The sequence below is a fragment of the Rodentibacter myodis genome (assembly GCF_001999305.1).
Taxonomy (GTDB): Bacteria; Pseudomonadota; Gammaproteobacteria; order Enterobacterales; family Pasteurellaceae; genus Rodentibacter; species Rodentibacter myodis.
Window position 1 is genome coordinate 169,236 of sequence record NZ_MLHQ01000011.1, and the last position, 19,745, is coordinate 188,980.

Genomic DNA, 19,745 nt, shown 5'->3' on the forward strand with positions numbered 1-19,745 from the left:
TGGGGGAGTCAAAAAGGAATTTATGAATAAAATCTCTAAAGTTTAGCTTTATCAAAAGGAATCTCGATAAAACGCTGAGGATTATATTTACAATTCTTTACAAAAGCAAGAAAAAATTTACATTTTCTTGAATTTTGTGATTTCTACAATCACCTCAACGGCTTTTTCCATCCCTTCAAGGGAAATTAACTCGTGCTTGCTGTGGAAATTGTAGCCACCGGTAAAGATATTCGGACAAGGCAATCCTTTTTCCGATAAAAACGCCCCGTCTGTCCCACCACGAATGGGTTTATGAATCACTTTAACATCACACAAATCCATCGCTTTCTCGGCAATGGTGATAGCCTGTGGCACTTTTTGAACGGCTTCATACATATTTTTATAACTGTCTTGAATGATACAACCGACCTGCTGTTTTAGCCCCTTTTCAATATTAAATGTAGCCGTCCAATCTTCAATAAATTGTTTCCGTTTTTCAAAAGACTGCGTATCAAAATCCCGAATCAAATAGTGCAACTCTGCCTTTTCAATGTCGCCCGAAAAATGAGCCAAATGGAAAAATCCCTCTTTTCCACTTGTTTTTTCCGGCACGTCATCTTTTGAAAATCCTTGGTGAAAATCGCAAGCCAACGCCAATGCATTGATCATTTTGCCTTTGGCGTAACCGGTGTGAATACTTCTGCCGGTAAAACAAATTTTCGCAGTCGCCGCATTAAAGTTTTCGTACTCCAATTCCCCCACTTCTCCCCCATCAATGGTGTATGCCCAATCGCAAGAAAAATCCTCCAAGGGAAAATATTGCATTCCTAAGCCAATTTCTTCATCCGGTGTAAAGGCGATACGTAAATTACAATGGGGCAGATTTTCTTGTTGAATTATCTCAAGTGCGGTCATAATTTCTGCAATGCCGGCTTTATTGTCTGCTCCAAGCAAGGTATTGCCATCCGTTACGATTAAGGTTTTACCGATTAATTGATGCATAAAGGGATAATAAACCGGACTAATAAATTCATCGCCAATTCCCAATGCAATATCGCCGCCACGATAGTTTTCAATTACTTCAGGTTTAACATTCTTCCCACTACATTCGGGCGAAGTATCTAAATGGGCAATTAAGCCAATCGTATGCGAAAGTTCCGTTCGATTTGAAGGCAAATAAGCGGTCACAATAGCGTGTTTGTCTAAAGTAACGTTTTCTAAACCCAACTCAATTAATTCCTTTTGCAAATGCTGTGCCAGCTTCATTTGCCCGCTAGAACTGGGGGAATGTTTCGCATTGGGTTTGGACTGGGTATCAAAAGACACATAGTGTAAAAACCGACCTAATAAGTTATTTTTATAATCTTTCATTTTTATTACCTGTTATCAACAATAGGCGTTACTTTAACGTTAATTTAACAATTGATTTTTGATATATGACAAACATTTTCCAATTTACCGAAAATAAGGAAAAATCTATCAAAGTGCGGTCATTTTTTTGTGACTTTTTTAAGGGGGAAATTTTTTCCCTCAATCGCAATGAAATTCTTTGCATTATTGATAATTCGCTATATCATACGCATCTATTTTATGTCGTCCCTGCAGTCTTGCAGGTTTTTGTTTCTACTCAGTACCAAATCATTGGTGAAATTAGGGAGAAAACCAAAGCTAGTGGAAAATCCGGTTCAAAACAAGCCTATTATTGAGCTTCGTTCTATCAAAAAATCCTACGGTTCTAACACCATTATTAACGATTTCAATTTAACCATTAATAACGGTGAATTTGTCACTATTCTCGGCCCTTCCGGCTGTGGTAAAACCACAGTGTTACGTTTATTGGCGGGATTAGAAGAATTAGATTCAGGCAACATTATTTTGGATGGTGAAGACATCACCAATGTGCCGGCGGAAAAACGCCACATTAATACGGTTTTCCAAAGCTATGCCCTGTTTCCACATATGACCATTTTTGAAAACGTTGCTTTTGGTTTACGTATGCAAAAAGTGCCGGAGGCAGAAATCAAACCTCGTGTGTTGGAAGCCTTGCGTATGGTGCAGTTGGAAGAAATGGCAGATCGCAAACCAACTCAATTATCCGGCGGTCAGCAGCAGCGTATTGCCATTGCCCGAGCGGTGGTCAATAAACCAAAAGTTTTGTTGCTTGATGAATCCTTATCTGCATTGGACTACAAACTACGTAAACAAATGCAGTACGAACTCAAAGTATTGCAACGTCAATTAGGTATTACCTTCATTTTCGTTACCCACGATCAAGAAGAAGCCATCACAATGTCCGATCGGATTGTCTTGTTACGCAAAGGTAAAATTGCACAAGACGGTTCGCCACGTGAAATTTATGAAGAACCGGCAAATCTTTTTGTCGCCCGTTTTATCGGTGAAATTAATGTGTTTGAGGCTACCGTCATCGAACGCAAATCCGAAAACGTGGTACTTGCCAATGTGGAAGGTCGGGTATGTGATATTTACACCGATATGCCGGTCGAAAAAGATCAAAAACTTCAAGTGCTACTTCGCCCTGAAGATATTGTGATTGAAGAATTAGATGAAAATGAACATTCCAAAGCCATTATCGGTCATATTGTTGACCGCACTTACAAAGGAATGACGTTAGAATCTACCGTAGAATTTGATCACAACGGAATGCGTGTTCTCGTCAGCGAATTTTTCAATGAAGACGATCCGCATATGGATCACAGTGTTGGACAACGTGTAGGCATTACGTGGCACGAAGGTTGGGAGGTTGTACTCAACGATGAAGATAATCAATAATAAATTTCAGAAAATTACTGTTGCGATTATCTTCGGTTGGCTAATCTTCTTTGTGCTAATCCCAAACCTGTTGGTTTTAGCCGTTAGTTTTCTAACCCGAGATAGCAGCAACTTTTATTCATTCCCGATTACAATTGAAAACTACGCCAACTTGTTTAATCCGCTTTATGCGCAAGTGGTGTGGAATTCTTTGTATATGTCGGGCATCGCCACCATTATTTGCTTGCTCATTGGCTATCCGTTTGCCTTTATGATGAGCAAAATAAACCCGAAATATCGACCGCTCTTGTTGTTCCTTGTGGTTTTACCCTTCTGGACAAACTCGTTGATCCGTATTTACGGGATGAAAGTATTCCTTGGCGTGAAAGGCGTACTAAACACAATGCTTATGGATATGGGCATTTTGAGCGAACCTATCCGTATTTTAAATACGGAAGTGGCGGTGATTATCGGTTTGGTTTACTTATTGTTGCCGTTTATGATTTTGCCACTTTATTCCGCTATCGAAAAATTAGACGGTCGCCTTTTAGAAGCCGCAAAAGACTTGGGGGCAAACGCCGTTCAACGTTTCTTCCGTGTCATTCTTCCACTCACTATGCCGGGGATTGTTGCCGGTTGCTTGTTGGTATTATTACCGGCAATGGGGATGTTCTATGTTGCGGACTTGCTCGGCGGGGCGAAAGTGTTATTGGTTGGTAACGTGATTAAGAGTGAATTCTTAATTTCCCGTAACTGGCCGTTTGGCTCGGCAATCAGTATTGGCTTAACCATTTTAATGGCATTATTGATTTTCGTTTACTACCGTGCCAATAAATTATTGAATAAGAAAGTGGAGTTAGAATAATGAGCCGTTTACTGCGTAATGTATTTATGTTTGTGGTATACGCTTATTTGTATATCCCAATTATTATCTTAGTCACCAACTCCTTCAACGCGGATCGTTATGGTTTAAGCTGGAAGGGATTTAGCTGGAACTGGTATGAGCGTCTGTTTAATAATGACACCCTCATTCAAGCGGCAATTCATTCTGTAACAATCGCCTTTTTTGCGGCAACATTCGCCACGATTGTGGGCGGTTTAACGGCTATTGCACTTTATCGTTACCGTTTCCGTGGTAAACAAGCCGTCAGCGGAATGTTGTTTATCGTGATGATGTCGCCGGATATTGTTATGGCGGTTTCAATGCTTGCACTCTTTATGGTGGTAGGTATTTCATTAGGTTTTTGGTCTTTATTATTGGCACACGTGACCTTCTGTTTACCTTATGTCACCGTGACAATCTTCTCACGTTTGAATGGTTTTGATTCAAGAATGTTGGAAGCGGCAAAAGACTTAGGGGCGAGCGAACTCACCATTTTACGCAAGATTATTCTTCCACTGGCTTTACCTGCGGTGGTTTCCGGTTGGTTACTCAGTTTCACAATTTCATTGGATGATGTGGTCGTTTCTTCTTTCGTCAGTGGCGTAAGCTATGAAATCTTACCATTACGTATTTTCTCCTTAGTGAAAACCGGTGTAACACCTGAAGTGAATGCCCTTGCAACAATAATGATCGTGCTTTCATTGGCATTAGTCATTTTAAGTCAGCTAATTGCCCGCAAAAATAATCACTAAGAAACAACAAAAGGTTTCACAAACCTTTGAATATCAAATAGAATACGCCTTGACGCACAATCAAGGCGTTTTTTTATGCCTGTCATTCGACAGGTGGTTTTTTACGATCCTCTTTACGGAGAACAAACAAAAATGAAAAAATTCGCAGGTTTAATTACTGCCGGTTTAGTGGCTGCAACGTTAACCGCTTGTAACGACAAAGAAAACAAGTCCGAAAATGCAAACGCACCGGCTACTGCTAACGATACTGTGTATCTCTATACTTGGACAGAATACGTACCGGACGGTCTTTTAGATGACTTCACAAAAGAAACCGGTATCAAAGTGATCGTTTCAAGTTTGGAATCAAATGAAACGATGTATGCAAAACTCAAAACCCAAGGTGAAGCCGGCGGTTATGATGTGATTGCACCGTCCAACTACTTCGTGTCTAAAATGGCTCGCGAAGGAATGTTAAAAGAACTTGATCACAGCAAATTACCTGTTATTAAAGAATTAGATCCTGATTGGCTCGACAAACCTTATGACAAAGGCAACAAATATTCACTACCGCAATTATTAGGCGCACCGGGTATTGCCTTCAACACCAATACTTACAACGGTTCTGAATTCACCTCTTGGGGCGATTTGTGGAAGCCTGAATTTGCCAACAAAGTTCAGCTATTGGATGATGCCCGTGAAGTCTTCAACATTGCATTATTGAAAATTGGTCAAGATCCAAACACACAAGATCCTGCAATTATCAAACAAGCCTATGAAGAATTATTGAAACTACGTCCAAATGTGCTTTCTTTCAATTCCGATAACCCGGCTAATTCTTTCATTTCCGGTGAAGTGGAAGTAGGTCAATTATGGAACGGTTCCGTGCGTATTGCGAAAAAAGAACAAGCCCCATTAAATATGGTGTTCCCGAAAGAAGGCCCGGTACTTTGGGTGGATACCTTGGCGATTCCATCAACTTCTAAAAATCCGGATGGCGCACACAAACTTATCAACTATCTATTAGGTGCAAAAGCGGCCGAAAAATTAACCTTAGCCATCGGCTACCCAACCGCCAACGTGGAAGCCAAAAAAGTATTACCGAAAGAAATCACGGAAGATCCGTCAATCTACCCAACTGCTGAAGTATTACAAAACAGCTACTGGCAAGATGACGTAGGTGATGCGATTCAATACTACGAACAATACTATCAAGAATTAAAAGCGGCTAAGTAATCTACTTTAGCTCTAAACAATAAAAGAGCGGTCAAAATTATTCGTATTTTTGACCGCTCTTATTATTTTTAGCCGATTATATTATTATCAGACAAATTCTTATCAGATAACTAATTTGTTCCACCCACGGTGATTTCATCAATTTTTAGGGCAGGTTGTCCCACACCAACCGGTACGCTTTGTCCGTCTTTACCACAAACGCCAATCCCCAAATCCAACTCGCTTTTATCGGCAACCATTGAAATTTTTTGCATCACTTCAATACCGCTACCAATCAAGGTTGCGCCTTTTACCGGTTTGGTAATTTTCCCTTTTTCAATGAGGTAAGCCTCTGAGGTTGAAAACACAAATTTTCCGGAAGTGATATCTACTTGCCCACCACCAAAGTGCGGTGCATAAATGCCTCGATCTACCGAAGCAATTAAGTCACCAAATTTACTTTGACCTGCCAACATATAAGTATTCGTCATTCGTGGCATTGGCAAATGGGCGTAAGATTCACGTCTGCCATTACCTGTTGGTTTAACACCCATTAATCGGGCATTCATTTTATCTTGCATATAGCCTTGCAAAATACCGTCTTTGATGAGTACATTGCACTGACTTGGTACGCCTTCATCATCGATGGTCAATGAACCACGGCGGTTGGCAATCGTACCGTCATCAACAATCGTACAAAGCGGAGAGGTCACCAATTCGCCAATTTTACCGGTGAACAGCGAACTTTCCTTACGATTAAAATCGCCTTCCAAGCCGTGTCCAACCGCTTCGTGTAATAACACGCCCGGCCAGCCTGCCCCAAGAACAACGGGCATTAATCCTGCCGGCGCGTCAACCGCACTGAGATTCACCAAGGCTTGTCGAACCGCTTCTTTGGCGAAATTTACCGCACGAATATCGCCATCCACGACTTCAAAGAACCAGTCCAACCCAAAACGACCGCCTGAACCACAACTGCCTCGCTCACGCTTGCCATTTTCTTCTACCAAAACAGAAATAGATAAACGCACAAGCGGACGAATATCGGCGGCTAAGGTTCCGTCTGTTGCCATAATCAACACTTCTTCATAAACGGAACTTAAACCGGCAGAAACACGGGTAACGCGTTTATCTTCCGCTCTCGCAGTGCGATCAACCAAACGTAACAATTCAATTTTTTTCTCTTTAGAAAGGCTTTCCAAAGGATTGATGGCGGCATAGCGGGAAATTGCATTTACGGTATTGAATGCTTTCGGCACAATAATATTGCCTTGTTGAGATTGGGCAATACCTTTTACCGCATTGGCACATTGTTCAAGCGAAGCAAGGTTAATTTGATCCGAATAAGCAAAACCCGTTTTTTCACCGGATACCGCCCGCACACCCACACCACGATCAATATGAAAGCCCCCTTCTTTAATAATACCGTCTTCCAATACCCAATTTTCATCTTGGCTAAGTTGAAAGTATAAATCGGCATAATCAATATTGCGGTGCGACATTACATCAAAAATATTGAGTAATGCCCGTGTGGATAAATTACTTGGGGAAAGTAGAGTGTTTGAAACTTGGTTTAACATTTGTTCTCCGACATTTATAAAATTCTGTTGTAATCGATTTATCAAAAGACAGTTTAATTGAAATGATCTAATCCAAACTGATAAAGGGCATTTTTCTTATAACCATATAGCTCAGCCACAATCGCCGCCGCTTTTTTAAGGGGTAATTCTTGAGCGATTAATGCTAATGCTTTAATCGCTTGTGGTGAAAATTCATTTTCCTGATGAAATTTGGGTTTACCTTCGACAATCAGTACCATTTCACCTTTTGTGCGATTCGGATCTTGTGTAAGCCACTCACGTAAATTTTTAATGCTATCACCGTAAATGGTTTCCCAAGTTTTGGTAATTTCTCGGGCAAGCACCACATATCGCTCTTCACCAAGCACATCCTGCATATCCGCAAGGGTATCCAAAATGCGGTGCGTGGATTCATAAAAAATCAAAGTGCGGTCTTCTTCTGCGATGTTTTCTAATTTGTCTTTGCGGGCTTTCGTTTTCGCCGGCAGGAAACCTTCAAAACAAAAACGATCGGAAGCAACACCTGAGGCACAAAGTGCGGTAATCGCCGCACAAGCCCCCGGTAAAGGCACAACCCGAATCCCTGCCTCTCGGCATTGTCGAACCAAATGAAAACCGGGATCGCTAATTAAAGGCGTGCCGGCATCCGAAATCAACGCAATATTGCTTCCCTGCTTGAGTTTTTCCACCAAAATGTGGGCTTTTTCCTGTTCATTATGATCGTGCAAAGCGAAAAAAGGCTTTTTAATACCATAATGACTTAGCAATAAACCACTGTGACGGGTATCTTCCGCAGCGATTAAATCCACTTCGGAAAAGATTGTTAATGCACGCTGAGTAATATCCTGCAAATTGCCGATGGGCGTTGCTACGATATATAAAATTCCGGTTGAATCATTCATTTTCGTTTGCTTTTAAGGTTCGAGATAAGTAAGATCGCCCGCATTATTGACTCATTCATAATGGAGCAAAAACGAATATGTCTATTCTATTACAAGGCAGCCGTTTTAAAAAACGTTTAATGCCGATTTTGTTATCGGTTGCGTTAGTCGGTTGTTCCAATTTATTCGGTAGCAGTTTTACCGAAACCCTTCAACGTGATGCCAATGCAAGCTCTGAATTTTATATGAACAAATTAGAGCAAACCCAAAATCCGGAAGATAAAGAAACCTACAAATTACTCGCAGCCCGAGCTTTCATTGCCGAAAATAAAGTGGCACAGTCTGAAGCGATTTTATCGGAACTTGGCGAACTAAATGAGGCACAAAAACTTGACCGCACTTTGCTTGAAGCCCGCATTTCTGCCGCCAAAGGCGCAAATGAAGCGGCAGAAAGCCAATTACGCCTTATTGAGTTGAACAAACTCAGCCCATCACAAAAAGCACGTTATTATGAAACACAGGCAACCGTGGCGGAAAATCGTCAGGATGTGATTGAAGCGGTAAAAGCACGCATTAAAATGGATGCCAATCTCACCGATGTGCAACGCCGCCAAGAGAATGTGGATAAAACTTGGGCATTATTGCGTTCGGCAAATACCGGTGTCATCAACAATGCCTCGGATGAAGGCAATGCGGCACTTGGTGGGTGGTTGGCTTTAATTAAAGCCTATAATGATAATATTCGTCAGCCGGTGCAACTAAGCCAAGCGTTACAAAATTGGAAATCATCTTATCCGAATCACGCTGCGGCGACCCTCTTTCCAAAAGAATTACAAAGCCTATTAAATTTCCAACAAACGAACTTGGCACAAATCGGTTTGATATTGCCGGTCAGTGGTGACGGACAAATTTTGGGGAATACCATTCTCGCCGGTTTTAACAATGCAAAAGGCGATTCCGCCATTCCGGTGCAAATTTTTGATTCATCCACCCATTCTATTGATGAAATTATTGCTCAAGCGAAACAATCAGGAATCAGAGCCTTAGTCGGGCCGTTGCTTAAACAAAATGTGGATGCCATTATTGCCAATCCGCTTTCTGTACAAGGAATGGATGTGTTAGCGTTAAATGCTACACCAAATGCCCGTGCGATTAACCAAATGTGTTACTACGGTTTATCGCCTGAAGATGAAGCGGAATCGGCGGCAAACAAAATGTGGAATGACGGCGTGCGTAATCCTGTGGTTGCGATGCCGCAAAATGACTTGGGGCAACGTGTGGGCAATGCCTTTAACGTGCGTTGGCAACAATTAGCCGCAACGGATGCCAATATTCGTTACTATAATCTGCCTGCCGATGTGCCTTATTTCTTCCAAGAAAACGGCTCAAATTCGACCGCACTTTATGTGGTGGCAAGTCCTGATGAATTAGCGGAAATGAAAGGCTATCTTGATAATAACGGATCAAATATCAAAATCTACGCCAGCTCACGTGCTAATTTTGCCGCTAATTCGGCGGAATATGCGGCACAAATGAACGGTGTGCAATTTAGTGATATTCCGTTCTTTAAAGAATCTACATCGGAGCAATATCAAAAAGTGGCAGGATCAACCAGCGGTGAATATCAATTAATGCGTTTATATGCAATGGGATCGGATGCTTGGTTGTTAATTAATCATTTTAACGAATTACGCCAAGTGCCGGGTTATCAACTCAGCGGCTTAACCGGTATTTTAAGTGCAGGCCCAAACTGTAATGTGGAACGTGATATGACTTGGTTCCAATATCAAGACGGCAATATTGTGCCGGTTAGCAATTAATATGTTTTCTTTAAAACGTCAACAAGGGGCGGGCTTTGAGCATCAAGCCCGTCTTTTTTTGGAATCAAAAGGCTTGCGTTTTATTGCGGCAAACCAATATTTTAAATGTGGTGAATTGGATTTAATTATGCAGGACGGACAAACCCTCGTCTTTGTGGAAGTTCGCCAACGATCCAATGCCCGTTTCGGTTCTGCGGTGGACAGCGTGGATTGGCAGAAACAACAAAAATGGCTTGATGCCGCCAATCTTTGGCTTGCCGAACGAAATTTGAGCTTAGAAGATGCCGACTGTCGTTTTGATCTCGTGGCTTTTGGTAAAAATTCTCAAGATATTCAATGGATTCCTAATTTTCTCGATTAATTTTTTTCAACTATGTTACAAAACGTAAAAGATATTTATAGCGAAAGTATTCAGATTCAAATTTCCGCTTCCAGCTTGCTGTCGGAAAATATTGCCAATGCCAGCCAAAAAGTCATTCAATGCTTACTCGGCGGCAATAAAGTCATTGCGTGCGGTATTGCCCGTTCTTATGCAAATGCCCAATTTTTGGTCTCCAATTTGCTAAATCGCTATGATATTGAACGCCCCAGTTTTCCTTCCGTGCTATTAAGCCTTGAAAGTGCGGTCGGTTCTTCTTTAGTTTTTGATCATTCGGCTGAAAATCTTTATCTACATCAATTTAACGCTATTGCCAAACCCGGTGATTTACTACTCGCTTTTGCTCCGCTTGGTTCAGAAAAAGCCGTACTGAATACCATTGCCAACGCGGTAAGCAAAGAAATTGGTGTAATTGCCTTAACCGGTTCAAATAACGATGCAATCCAAGGGGTATTGGCAGAAAATGATCTCGAAATTTCCATTCCGACCAACAAAGAAAGTCGTATTTTAGAAAATCATTTATTTGTCATTAATGCCATTTGTGAACTGATTGATCAGGCTTTATTTCCAAGAGCTTGACAGAATCTGTCTTGCCCGCCAAACTATCCGCAAAATTTTTTGACTAAATGAAGGATTCATTTGTAAAAGGAGAGAAATATGAAATTAGCCTCATTAAAAAAACTGGCATTTGTATTAGGTACAACAGTACTACTACAAGGTTGTGCTGCGGCGTTGATTGGTGGTGTTGCGGCAGGCACGACAAAAGTGGCAACGGATCCACGTACAATGGGTACACAAGTTGATGATGAAACCCTTGAAATCAAAGTAGAAAATGCCATTGATAAAGACGAACAAATTGAATCTGAAGCGCGGGTAAATGCGATATCTTACAGTGGTCGTGTATTGTTAATCGGTCAAGTGCCGAGTGAAAGTGCAAAAGAAACCGCAACCGATTTAGCAAAAGGCGTTGAAGGCGTTTCCGATGTGTATAACGAATTGCGCATTGGAGCGAAAATTGGTATCGGTCAAATCACCAAGGACAGTTGGATCACAACCCAAGTGAAATCAAAAATGCTGGTGGATGATCGCGTAAAAAGCACCGATGTGAAAGTGCTCACCGAAAATGGAGAAGTGTTCTTGTTAGGTAATCTCACCCAAGCCCAAGCGGATGCCGCAGCAGACATTGCAAGTAAAGTCAGCGGTGTGCAAAAAGTGGTGAAAGTGTTCAAATATTTGAATTAACTTTTTCTTAAATCGATGATGCCTATTATCAAAGTGCGGTTGAAAATCTCCCTGTTTTTCAACCGCACTTTTTGCATTTTTTCAAGCAAAAAATTTGTCTTTTTATAATTTCCTGAAAACCATTTATTTTTAAATAAGTTATCGCTTGTCAATCATTTTGGCAAAAAATTTATCACTTGATCTCCCCTATAAAACACATTATCTTGTGTGCCATTCTTTTCCTAACACAATATCTTGTGTTTAAACTTTGTCACTACAACAAGGCGATTACGATGAACAAAAGCTTAATGGTAACCAAGCGTGACGGCACGCAAGAACAAATTAACCTCGATAAAATTCACCGTGTGATCACGTGGGCGGCGGAAGGATTAGACAATGTTTCCGTTTCTCAAGTGGAATTGCGATCACACATTCAATTTTACGAAGGTATTCGCACTTCTGATATTCACGAAACAATTATTAAGGCTGCTGCAGATTTAATCAGCAAAGATTCGCCTGATTATCAATATCTTGCTGCCCGCTTGGCAATTTTCCATTTGCGTAAAAAAGCCTATGGACATTTTGATCCCCCTCGTTTGTATGAACACGTGAAAAAACTCGTACGTATGGGGAAATATGATCACGCTCTCTTAGATGATTACACCCGAGAAGAATGGGATGAAATGGATAGTTTTATCGATCACTGGCGTGATATGACTTTCTCTTATGCGGCGGTAAAACAGCTTGAAGGGAAATATTTGGTGCAAAACCGTGTTACCGGTGAAATCTACGAATCGGCACAGTTCCTTTACTTATTAGTGGCAGCGAGCCTATTTTCAAAATATCCGGCAGAAACCCGTTTGGATTATGTAAAACGTTTTTATGATGCAACGTCCACCTTTAAAATTTCACTACCAACACCGATTATGGCGGGAGTTCGCACCCCAACCCGTCAATTCAGCTCTTGCGTATTGATCGAATGTGGCGACAGCTTGGACTCTATCAATGCGACGGCTTCCGCTATTGTGAAATATGTCTCACAACGTGCCGGAATCGGCGTGAATGCCGGTGCAATTCGTGCATTAGGCAGTGAAATTCGTGGTGGCGAAGCCTTCCACACCGGCTGTATTCCGTTCTATAAATACTTCCAAACCGCGGTGAAGTCCTGTTCACAAGGCGGTGTGCGTGGCGGTGCGGCAACGGTTTACTATCCGTTATGGCACTTAGAATCCGAAAGCCTACTTGTGTTAAAAAACAACCGTGGTGTGGAAGATAACCGTGTTCGCCATATGGACTACGGGGTGCAACTAAACAAATTAATGTATCAACGCTTAATTAAAGGCGGTGATATTACCTTATTTAGTCCTTCAGACGTACCGGGACTTTATGAAGCATTCTTTGCCGATCAAGACAAATTTGAAGAACTTTATACAAAATACGAACAAGATCCGAATATTCGTAAACGCACTGTAAAAGCGGTAGAACTTTTCTCATTATTAATGCAAGAGCGCGCTTCAACCGGTCGTATTTATATTCAAAACGTGGATCACTGTAACACTCACTCACCATTTGATCCTACCGTTGCACCGGTTCGTCAATCTAATCTCTGTTTAGAAATTGCCTTACCAACCAAACCATTAAGCCATATTCACGATGAAAATGGCGAAATTGCGCTTTGTACCCTTTCAGCATTCAACTTAGGCAAACTGGAAAATCTTGATGAATTGGAAGAATTGGCGGATCTTGCCGTGCGCGCATTAGATGCCTTATTGGACTACCAAGACTACCCAATTCTTGCAGCAAAACGCAGTTCTCTTGCCCGCCGTTCACTTGGTATTGGCGTGATTAACTATGCTTATTATTTGGCGAAACACGGTTTGCGTTATTCTGACGGCAGTGCAAATGACTTAACCCACCGCACTTTTGAAGCCATTCAATATTACCTATTGAAAGCCTCAATGAATTTGGCGAAAGAGCAGGGAGCGTGTGAATACTTCAATCAAACCACCTATGCACAAGGCATTTTGCCAATTGATACCTATAAAAAAGATATTGATACGCTCACACAAGAACCGTTGCATTATGATTGGGAAAGCCTGCGTAAAGACATTCAAGAATTCGGCTTACGTAATTCAACCCTCACTGCATTAATGCCATCGGAAACATCATCGCAAATTTCTAATGCCACAAACGGTATTGAGCCACCGCGTGGCCACGTTAGTGTAAAAGCCTCAAAAGACGGTATCTTAAAACAAGTAGTGCCGGATTATGAAAACTTGAGCGAAAACTATGAATTACTTTGGGATATTCCAAATAACGATGGCTACTTACATCTCGTTGGGATTATGCAAAAATTTGTGGATCAAGCGATTTCAGCCAATACCAACTACGATCCAAAACGCTTTGAAGGCGATAAAGTACCAATGAAAGTGCTATTAAAAGATTTGCTTACCGCTTACAAATACGGCTTAAAAACCCTCTACTACCAAAACACTCGTGATGGTGCAGAAGATGCTCAAGAAGATCTGGATGACGGTTGTGCAGGTGGGGCGTGTAAAATTTAAATGTGGTAATACGTTAAAAAACGTCTTTAAAATCTAACCGCACTTTTTGTTAAGGAAAATTAATATGCCAGAACCAATATCATCAATAAAAACTGCAACTGAAATAGTAAAACCTGATAGTGCTAGTGAGATATTAGCGTTGCAAAATAGTTCTGATATTAGACTGCAAAATGCAGGTAACTATGAAGCAGATACAAAAGAAAAAATTGCAGAAACGAAAAACTTTCTCGCTACAATAGCTCACGGGGGATTAGTTGTTCCATTAAAAAAAATAGGTGGAGCGGTAGTTAAAATAGCAGAAAGTTTCTCACTTTATTCCGACAAAACTAAAAACTCTATCAATAAAAAAATTGAACATCTAAAAAGCCAAGGTATTCTTGCTGGAGAGATTTCATCAATCCCAGCTTTTGCAGATATTGCAGAAAGGTTAGTTTATTTAGATGAAGAGCCTGATTTAAAGCAAATGTTTGAAAATTTACTTACTAGTACAGTGGATTTAACTAAAAATGGCATAAATCATCCAGCGTATGTTGAAGTTCTAAAACAAATTAGTAATCAGGAAGCACACAATCTTAAGTTAATATTTACCCATTCACCGAATTCAATGGCTATATGTAACCTTGGATTTAAACATAATGGTGGAACAATTCCTCTATTAAAATATTGTTTACCAATTCCATTTTCAGAAATCCCAGCTCAAGCATTAGAGAACTGGGAAAGATTGAAACTAATAGAAATTATAATAGATTTAGAGTGGGTCACTGATGATGACGCGTATAAGTACATACAAGATATACTAACTGTACTAGGAAAAGAAAATGCCTCTTATACAGAACATGTAGAAATAAGAAAAGGTGTTTTAAGATTTACTGAATTTGGCAAAAATTTTGCTAAAGCTACTGGCATAATAGAATAGGAAAACAAAAATGGCATACACCACTTTCTCACAAACAAAAAACGACCAACTTAAAGAGCCAATGTTCTTTGGTCAAAATGTAAACGTTGCACGTTACGATCAACAAAAATATGAAACTTTCGAGAAATTAATCGAAAAACAACTTTCTTTCTTCTGGCGTCCGGAAGAAGTGGATGTGTCGCAAGATCGCATTGACTACGCCGCCTTGCCGGAACACGAAAAACATATTTTTATCAGTAACTTAAAATATCAAACGTTATTGGATTCCATTCAAGGTAGAAGCCCGAATGTGGCGTTATTACCTTTGGTTTCCATTCCTGAATTAGAAACTTGGATCGAAACTTGGACATTCTCGGAAACCATTCACAGTCGTTCTTACACGCATATTATTCGTAATATTGTGAACGATCCGTCTATCGTTTTTGATGATATTGTGACAAACGAAGAAATTATTAAACGTGCAAAAGATATTTCTTCTTACTACGATGATTTGATTCGTGACAGTCAACTTTACGGCTTATACGGCGAAGGCACTTACACTGTGGATGGTAAAGAATGTGTTGTTACCCTACGCAATTTGAAAAAACAATTATACCTTTGCTTAATGAGCGTCAACGCTTTGGAAGCGATTCGTTTCTATGTGTCTTTCGCTTGCTCCTTTGCTTTCGCAGAACGGAAATTAATGGAAGGGAATGCGAAAATCATCAAATTTATTGCTCGTGATGAAGCTCTGCATTTAACCGGTACACAGCACATTCTAAACATTATGGCAGCCGGTCAGGATGATCCTGAAATGGCGGAAATTGCAGAAGAATGTAAACAAGAAGCCTATGATTTATTTGTCGCCGCGGCAGAACAGGAAAAAGAATGGGCGGATTATTTGTTCAAAGACGGTTCGATGATCGGCTTAAACAGAGATATTTTGGTGCAATATGTGGAATATATCACCAATATCCGTATGCAGGCGGTGGGCTTACCGTTACCATTCCAAGCCCGTTCCAACCCGATTCCTTGGATCAATGCGTGGCTTGTTTCCGACAATGTTCAGGTTGCACCGCAAGAAGTGGAAGTGAGTTCTTACCTTGTTGGTCAAATTGATTCTAAAGTGGATACCAAGGATTTTGGTGATTTTGATCTTTAATTAAACAATACTTTCTTCCCTACGGAAGTATCAAAACCAGAAAGTGCGGTCATTTTTTCTGCTGTTTTAATGCAACAAAAAATTTCACCGCACTTTTTATTGTTCAAATAATTTGAACTTTGTCACAAATTTATTAAAAAACCATTTCCAAAAAGTTTGATAAATGATAAGAAGGAACCCTTTAGGGAGTATTCTATGCAACATCAAACAACCTTTCTCAAATATAAAAGTTTTATTATTCTCGCATTAGACTTTCTTTTAATGCTCGTACTCATCAAAATTCTACCTTTTTCTTCACAAGAAAATCGTGGTTTGGCGTTACTAATTTTTATCGGTATTTTATGGCTCACAGAAGCCTTTAATATTACGGTAACCTCATTAATGGTACCGGTGCTAGCAATCGGTTTGGGATTAATTAACACACAAAAAGCCCTTGCCCCTTTTTCCACGCCTATCATTTATATGTTCTTTGGTGGATTTGTGGTAGCAGCGGTGTTACAAATTCAAAATCTCGATAAAATCATTGCAAACTACATCGTTCGCCTTGCCAAAGGTAATTTAAAACTGTCCATTGCCTATTTATTTGGCGTCACCACTTTTCTTTCAATGTGGATCAACAACACCGCAATCGCCGCAATGATGTTACCGCTCACGATTGGAATGTTAAAAGGCATTAATAGTGAAAAAAACTACCGCCTTTACGCTTTTGTCTTATTGGGTATGGCATTTAGCTCAAGTATCGGCGGTATTGGCACACTGGTAGGCAGTGCGCCAAATGCCATTCTCGCCTCACAAATTCAAGTTACCTTCACGGAATGGCTTGGTTATGGCTTTCCTGTGATGGTGCTATTACTGCCATCAATGATCTTCGCGTTATGGGTGGTACTCCGTCCAAACTTCAATATCGACTTCACACCAACCATTGAAAAAGTGAGTTTTAACCGAAAAAATATCATCACTTTAGCCATTTTTATCACAATGGCATTGCTCTTGCTTTGCAGTTCTTTAATTAACCCTTGGCTAACGGCATTCCTTGAATTACCGAAAAAAATTGAAAATTTTGATACCGTCATTGCGCTTTGTGTGGTGATCGTCATTTGTATTTCCGGCGTAGCAAGTTGGAAAGAAATTCAAGATCGTGTGGAATGGGGCGTGTTAGTGCTGTTTGGTGGCGGTTTAACGCTAAGTATTGTGATGAAAGATTCCGGTGCAAGTAAAATTATGGCAGATAGCATTGTGTCTTTTGTTCAAACCAAACCACTTTGGATACTTTGCTTTGTACTTACTGCGTTTATTATTTTTCTCACCGAGTTTACCTCCAACACCGCTAGTGCCGCATTAATTATGCCGATTGTAATTTCGGTTGCACAATCAATGAATTTACCGCCTATCGCCCTTGCCGGCATTATTGCCTGCGGTGCAAGCTGCGCCTTTATGCTACCCATTGCCACGCCACCTAATGCGATTGCGTTTGCTACGGGTCACGTAAAACAAATTGATATGGCAAAAGTAGGATTTATTCTAAATTTATTTTGTATTGCCATTATCGGTGGCTCTGCCTATTTCCTTTGGATGTAAGCGCAACAAAATGCCATAAAAAACGACCGCACTTCAAAAAAGTGCGGTCGTTTTTCTTTGTATTTTTTACTTTTGAACCGTTGCTAAAAATTCTTTACGGGTATCACGATCTTCTAAGAAAACCCCGCCATAAGCGGAAGTCACGGTATAACTGTGCGTGTCTTTAATGCCCCGAGCCTTCACGCAAAAATGTGTGGCTTTCACATACACCGCCACATCATCGGTTTCTAAAATAGTTTGAAATGCCGTAAGGAGTTGTTCTGTTAAGCGTTCTTGCACCTGAGGACGTTGTGCGAAAAAAGAAACAATACGGTTAATTTTAGAAAGCCCAATCACCCAATCTTTTGGGTAGTATGCCACACAGACTTTGCCATCAATGGTGACAAAATGATGTTCACAGGTGCTGGTAAGCGTAATATCATTAACTTGCACCATTTCGCTGACTTTCATTTGATTTTTGATCTTGGTCATTTTGGGGAAATTGGCATAATCCATTCCACTAAAAATTTCATCAATAAACATTTTCGCCAAGCGATTCGGTGTTTCTTCCAGACTATCATCACGCAAATCCAACCCGATCAATTTCATCACCTCGTGCATATGTTTTGCAATATCGGCACGGCGGGCATTTTTATCTTGTGCGGGATCAATCATCGGTGTTTCAATGCCCTTTGCAATTAAGGCATTACGCACACTCAGTGCATCAGGTGAAATTTCGTTCATAACAGTCTTTCCTCAAAAATGAGGCGGTATTTTAGCAAAGGATAATCAGATCGTAAAATGAGAAAAATGACCAAGCAGAATGAAATCTTTCGTTTTTTAACCTTTCGGACTACAATACCCCACAAATTTTCTCAGAATAAGGATTTTCAATGCTCACCCTCGATCAAGCCCGCACACAAATGCTTGAACAGCTCCCCTTTCCAACCCAAGTCGAAATACTCAATTTGCAAAATGCCGCCAATCGTATTTGTGCCGAAGAGGTAATTTCGCCAATTAATGTTCCCTCTTTTGATAATTCGGCAATGGATGGTTACGCCGTGCGACTTGCTGATTTGCAACAATCCCTCACCCTTTCCGTGGCGGGAAAATCCTTTGCAGGCAATCCGTTTCAAGGCGAATGGAAAGCGCAAAGTGCGGTCAGAATTATGACGGGCGCGATGATCCCTGAAGGGGCGGATGCCGTGGTAATGCAAGAACAGGTGACGGTTAATGCTGACGGTTCGCTCACGTTTGCCGAATTGCCAACACCGAATCAAAACATTCGCCGCATTGGTGAAGATGTGAAAAAAGGCGAGGTGGTGCTGGAAAAAGGGGCGGAATTAAATGCAGTTTCCTTGCCATTATTGGCGTCTCTCGGTATTGCTGAAGTAAAATGTTACCCACGTTTAAAAGTTGCCGTGCTTTCTACCGGCGATGAATTGGTTGAAGTAGGTAAACCGCTCAAAAACGGTCAAATCTATGACACCAACCGCTTTACGGTAAAATTATTATTAGAAAAATTGCATTGTGAAGTGATTGATTTCGGACTATTGCCGGATAACGAAGCAGAATTTGAAAAAGCCTTTCTTGCCGCACAAAAACAGGCGGATCTTGTGATCACCAGCGGCGGGGTTTCCGTGGGAGAAGCAGATTTCACTAAAGCCGTGTTAGAGAAAGTGGGGCAGGTAAATTTTTGGAAGCTGGCAATCAAACCGGGTAAACCTTTTGCTTTTGGTAAACTTGAAAATGCGTGGTTTTGCGGTTTACCGGGTAATCCTGTTTCCACATTAGTGACCTTCTATCAACTGGTACAACCGCTTATTGCCAAACTACAAGGACAAAAACAATGGAAAAAACCACCGCACTTTTCAGCAATGGCTAGCGAAAATTTGAAAAAAGCCCCGGGACGTTTGGATTTTCAACGGGGTTTTTATTGGCTTAATGCCCAAGGACAACTTGAAGTAAAACCCGTGGGATTTCAAGGCTCACATTTATTTAGTGCCTTTGTGAAAAGTAACTGCTTCATTGTGTTGGAACAAGAACGTGGCAATGTGGCGGCAGGGGAAATTGTTACCATTGAACCTTTTGATCATTTATTGGGATAAA

Annotated in this window: 17 protein-coding genes; 13 read left to right on the top strand and 4 right to left on the bottom strand. The window is 40.8% G+C overall.

Going from position 1 to position 19,745, the window contains the following annotated elements:
* Nucleotides 1-117: 117 nt before the first annotated feature.
* Nucleotides 118-1,350 (bottom strand): peptidase T, encoded by a 1,233-nt coding sequence (gene pepT, locus BKL49_RS05800; protein ID WP_077423658.1) that lies wholly within the window; start codon nucleotides 1,348-1,350, stop codon nucleotides 118-120.
* Between the two features lie 300 nt (nucleotides 1,351-1,650).
* Between pepT and potA the strand changes: the two genes are divergently transcribed.
* From potA to BKL49_RS05820, 4 genes are all read left to right on the top strand, one after another.
* Nucleotides 1,651-2,769, top strand: a complete 1,119-nt coding sequence (potA, locus tag BKL49_RS05805; protein ID WP_167367120.1) for a spermidine/putrescine ABC transporter ATP-binding protein PotA — start codon at nucleotides 1,651-1,653, stop codon at nucleotides 2,767-2,769.
* Nucleotides 2,753-3,613: a spermidine/putrescine ABC transporter permease PotB gene (gene potB / locus BKL49_RS05810; protein WP_077423659.1), complete on the top strand. Its 861-nt coding sequence runs from the start codon at nucleotides 2,753-2,755 to the stop codon at nucleotides 3,611-3,613. The genes potA and potB overlap by 17 nt, the downstream gene beginning before the upstream one ends.
* Nucleotides 3,613-4,383, top strand: a complete 771-nt coding sequence (gene potC, locus BKL49_RS05815; protein WP_077423660.1) for a spermidine/putrescine ABC transporter permease PotC — start codon at nucleotides 3,613-3,615, stop codon at nucleotides 4,381-4,383. The genes potB and potC overlap by 1 nt, the downstream gene beginning before the upstream one ends.
* A 132-nt stretch (nucleotides 4,384-4,515) precedes the next feature.
* Nucleotides 4,516-5,598, top strand: coding sequence for an extracellular solute-binding protein (locus tag BKL49_RS05820; protein ID WP_167367121.1), 1,083 nt, complete (start codon nucleotides 4,516-4,518; stop codon nucleotides 5,596-5,598).
* 110 nt (nucleotides 5,599-5,708) lie between these two features.
* On the opposite strand, the gene tldD is transcribed toward BKL49_RS05820, so the two are convergent.
* Together tldD and rsmI are read right to left on the bottom strand one after the other, a co-directional pair.
* Complete coding sequence (tldD, locus tag BKL49_RS05825; RefSeq protein WP_077423662.1) at nucleotides 5,709-7,157, bottom strand: metalloprotease TldD; 1,449 nt, start codon at nucleotides 7,155-7,157, stop codon at nucleotides 5,709-5,711.
* Nucleotides 7,158-7,210: 53 nt separating this feature from the next.
* Entirely contained in the window at nucleotides 7,211-8,059 is an 849-nt protein-coding gene (gene rsmI / locus BKL49_RS05830) for a 16S rRNA (cytidine(1402)-2'-O)-methyltransferase (protein WP_077423663.1), read from the bottom strand.
* Nucleotides 8,060-8,136: 77 nt separating this feature from the next.
* On the opposite strand from rsmI, the gene BKL49_RS05835 reads away from it, so the two are divergent.
* From BKL49_RS05835 to BKL49_RS05870, 8 genes are all read left to right on the top strand, one after another.
* Nucleotides 8,137-9,858, top strand: coding sequence for a penicillin-binding protein activator (locus BKL49_RS05835; RefSeq protein ID WP_077423664.1), 1,722 nt, complete (start codon nucleotides 8,137-8,139; stop codon nucleotides 9,856-9,858).
* A gap of 1 nt (nucleotide 9,859) precedes the next feature.
* On the top strand, nucleotides 9,860-10,219 hold the full coding sequence (locus BKL49_RS05840) for a YraN family protein (protein WP_077423665.1): 360 nt from the start codon (nucleotides 9,860-9,862) through the stop codon (nucleotides 10,217-10,219).
* A 12-nt stretch (nucleotides 10,220-10,231) separates the two neighbouring features.
* Nucleotides 10,232-10,816 (top strand): D-sedoheptulose-7-phosphate isomerase, encoded by a 585-nt coding sequence (locus BKL49_RS05845; protein ID WP_077423666.1) that lies wholly within the window; start codon nucleotides 10,232-10,234, stop codon nucleotides 10,814-10,816.
* Nucleotides 10,817-10,894: 78 nt separating this feature from the next.
* On the top strand, nucleotides 10,895-11,479 hold the full coding sequence (gene dolP, locus BKL49_RS05850) for a division/outer membrane stress-associated lipid-binding lipoprotein (RefSeq protein ID WP_077423667.1): 585 nt from the start codon (nucleotides 10,895-10,897) through the stop codon (nucleotides 11,477-11,479).
* Nucleotides 11,480-11,751: 272 nt separating this feature from the next.
* Nucleotides 11,752-14,022, top strand: a complete 2,271-nt coding sequence (gene nrdA, locus BKL49_RS05855) for a class 1a ribonucleoside-diphosphate reductase subunit alpha (RefSeq protein WP_077423668.1) — start codon at nucleotides 11,752-11,754, stop codon at nucleotides 14,020-14,022.
* A 64-nt stretch (nucleotides 14,023-14,086) separates the two neighbouring features.
* Complete coding sequence (locus tag BKL49_RS05860; RefSeq protein ID WP_077423669.1) at nucleotides 14,087-14,938, top strand: Abi-alpha family protein; 852 nt, start codon at nucleotides 14,087-14,089, stop codon at nucleotides 14,936-14,938.
* Between the two features lie 10 nt (nucleotides 14,939-14,948).
* A complete protein-coding gene (gene nrdB, locus BKL49_RS05865; RefSeq protein WP_077423670.1) occupies nucleotides 14,949-16,079 on the top strand; it encodes a class Ia ribonucleoside-diphosphate reductase subunit beta in 1,131 nt (376 codons plus the stop codon).
* A gap of 195 nt (nucleotides 16,080-16,274) precedes the next feature.
* A complete protein-coding gene (locus tag BKL49_RS05870; protein WP_077423671.1) occupies nucleotides 16,275-17,657 on the top strand; it encodes an SLC13 family permease in 1,383 nt (460 codons plus the stop codon).
* Between the two features lie 66 nt (nucleotides 17,658-17,723).
* Here BKL49_RS05870 and folE read toward each other — a convergent pair whose 3' ends face one another.
* Nucleotides 17,724-18,380 carry a GTP cyclohydrolase I FolE gene (gene folE, locus BKL49_RS05875; protein WP_077423672.1) on the bottom strand — a complete coding sequence of 219 codons (657 nt, stop codon included), beginning with the start codon at nucleotides 18,378-18,380 and terminating at the stop codon, nucleotides 17,724-17,726.
* Between the two features lie 149 nt (nucleotides 18,381-18,529).
* On the opposite strand from folE, the gene moeA reads away from it, so the two are divergent.
* Nucleotides 18,530-19,744, top strand: a complete 1,215-nt coding sequence (moeA, locus tag BKL49_RS05880; RefSeq protein ID WP_077423673.1) for a molybdopterin molybdotransferase MoeA — start codon at nucleotides 18,530-18,532, stop codon at nucleotides 19,742-19,744.
* The last annotated feature ends 1 nt before the right edge of the window (nucleotide 19,745 follow it).